Consider the following 2,134-nt stretch of genomic DNA (forward strand, 5'->3'; position numbering starts at 1 on the left):
CACCCGCGCCACCGTCGCGAACGTGCGCGCCGAACGCCAGTACAACGGCGCCCCCCGGTGCGGGATGAACTGCTTGGCCGTGGGCAGCCCGGCCGCAGCCAGCCGGGTGCCGCTGCCCGCCGCGAGAACAATGGCCCATGCGTGCATGTACGGTCCTTTGAAGATCAAGAAGATTTGGGAGGGAAAGATACGGGGGGAAGGGGGCTTTGCGCTCTGCGGCGCCATCCGTAAGGTTCGCGGGGTGCGGGCGCCATCTGTAAGCCTCACGCTTCGCGTTCGGCAAACAGCTGCGCGCACCGCGCTTACCTAACGGCTGCCGCAAAGCCCCCTGGCTCGCACCTTCACCCAACGTCGTCTTAAACCAGGGTAAGGCATTCAAGCGCAGTGGAAGCCTTGCCCCGCGCTCGTCCTGTTTCGGTAAAAACAACCCCCAAATGAAAAGTTTGGGGGAAGGAGGGAGGGGGACCGGGGGAGGGAGGAAGGGTCTTTTGAAAAAGTCCCTTCCTCCCTCCCCCGTAATCGCCTCTAATAACATCGGGAGTCGGACTGTAAGCCGGGTTCTGTACCCTTGCGGGTGGCTGTCATTCCTCTAGGAGCGCCGTTACCGACGCCCTCAAGCAACCGACCCGGAAGCATCGGCCGGGCAGGCCTCGAACGCTTCCCTATTTGGTCTTGCTCCGGACGGGGGTTACCGAGCCTGACGCGTTGCCGCCCCAGCTGGTGGGCTCTTACCCCACCGTTTCACCCTTACCCGGCAGGCGAACCTGCCGGGCGGTCTGTTTTCTGTGGCCCTGTCCGACGATCGCTCGTCCTGGGGGTTACCCAGCGTCCTGCCCTGCGGAGCCCGGACTTTCCTCCCCGGGCCTTGCGGCCCGCGACGACAGCCCGTCCGGCTCCCGAAAACGGATGCGCGGGGTCCGGCCTATTCGGCAGCCGGGGTTTCCACGCAGAAGTGCTCGCTCCAGTAGATGAGGCGCTGGCAGTTGGGGCAGCTGAGAATCTGCGTGCCCTTCTGCAGTTCGATGTAGCTCTGCGGCGGGATGGAGATGTGGCAACCGGAGCACACGCCCTTGTCCACGGGCACGATGACCGGGTTTTCCAGGCGCTGGCGGATGAATTCGTAGCGGCTCAGCACGGGCGCGGGCACTTCCTTGCCTGCGGCGTTGCGCTGGGTTTCCAGGTCGGCAAGGCCTGCCCCGGCTTCGGTCAGGCGCGCTTCCAGGCTGGCCTTCTTGGCCTCCAGATCGGCCTTGAGGGCGGTGTAGCGCTCGTCCATCTCCGCCATGGCCTCGGTCTGGCGTTGCAACTCTTCGGCCAGGGCCAGCTTTTCTTCCTCGCGCGAGCGGTTCATCTTTTCCATGTTGTCCATTTCGCGCATCATGGCGTGGTATTCCTTGGTGTTACCCACGAGCATGAGCTTGGACTTGCTCTTCTTGATGCGCAGGGAATCGTCCTCGATCTCGGTGCCGAGGCGCTTTTCCTGCTCCTTCAGGTGGGTGAGCTTGTCGAGGAGGCGGTTGCGCTGTTCCTCGAGGACGTCGAAGCGCTGTTGCAGCCCTTCCACTTCCTGCGGCGCGTTCTTCAGTTCCGCCTTGATGCCGTAGATGTGGTCGTCCACCTTCTGCAGGGCGACAAGCTGTTCGATCTGCTTGAGATACAGGCTCAACGTCATATCCTCCTGAAATGCGGGTTAGGCCGGATGTTCCGGAACGCGGCCGCCGTCCGTGCCCGCGGGGGGAACGGGCAGGTGCAGCCGTAGTGGATCGCTGGATGGCAGGAAATGCACGGGCAGGCCTGGCAGCGCGGTGCACAGGCCGTTGGCGAAGCGGCGCATCATTTCCTCTTCAAGGGCAAAGTGCCCCACGTCGAGCAGGCAGCCACGGGCTTCCAGCGCGGTGTGGTACTTCACGTCGCCGGTGACGAACACGTCGGCGCCACGGGCAAAGGCTGTATCGGCCAGTGAACTGCCGGAACCGGTGCAGTAGCCCACCCGCCGCACCATGGCGGGGGCGGGGCCGCTGACGTGGCAGTGGGCGCGCCCGGCAAGGCCGTGCAGGCGCCGGACAAAGGCCGGAAATTCGAGCGGTTCGGGCAGGTCGCCCACCAGGCCGAAGCCGAAGACCCGCGCGGGCAG

The 2,134-nt window shown here is 64.8% G+C and carries 2 protein-coding genes, 1 other RNA gene and 1 pseudogene; all 4 read right to left on the minus strand.

All coding sequences use genetic code 11. The features are described 5' to 3' along the window. Positions 1–147 (minus strand): annotated as a pseudogene (locus FVW27_RS20970) (bifunctional 2-C-methyl-D-erythritol 4-phosphate cytidylyltransferase/2-C-methyl-D-erythritol 2,4-cyclodiphosphate synthase); the annotation flags it as partial. A gap of 386 nt (positions 148–533) precedes the next feature. Continuing rightward, positions 534–897: RNase P RNA component class A (rnpB, locus tag FVW27_RS14020), an RNA gene on the minus strand. Positions 898–922: 25 nt separating this feature from the next. Continuing rightward, the gene (locus FVW27_RS14025) at positions 923–1,672 is read right to left on the minus strand and encodes a zinc ribbon domain-containing protein (RefSeq protein WP_167126197.1); all 750 of its coding nucleotides are present in this window, start codon (positions 1,670–1,672) and stop codon (positions 923–925) included. An 18-nt stretch (positions 1,673–1,690) separates the two neighbouring features. Beyond that, on the minus strand, positions 1,691–2,134 hold a 444-nt coding region (locus FVW27_RS14030), incomplete at its 5' end, for a Nif3-like dinuclear metal center hexameric protein (protein ID WP_208294801.1).

Origin of the sequence: Nitratidesulfovibrio liaohensis, from assembly GCF_011682075.1 — a bacterium.
In the GTDB taxonomy this organism is placed as follows: Bacteria; Desulfobacterota; Desulfovibrionia; order Desulfovibrionales; family Desulfovibrionaceae; genus Cupidesulfovibrio; species Cupidesulfovibrio liaohensis.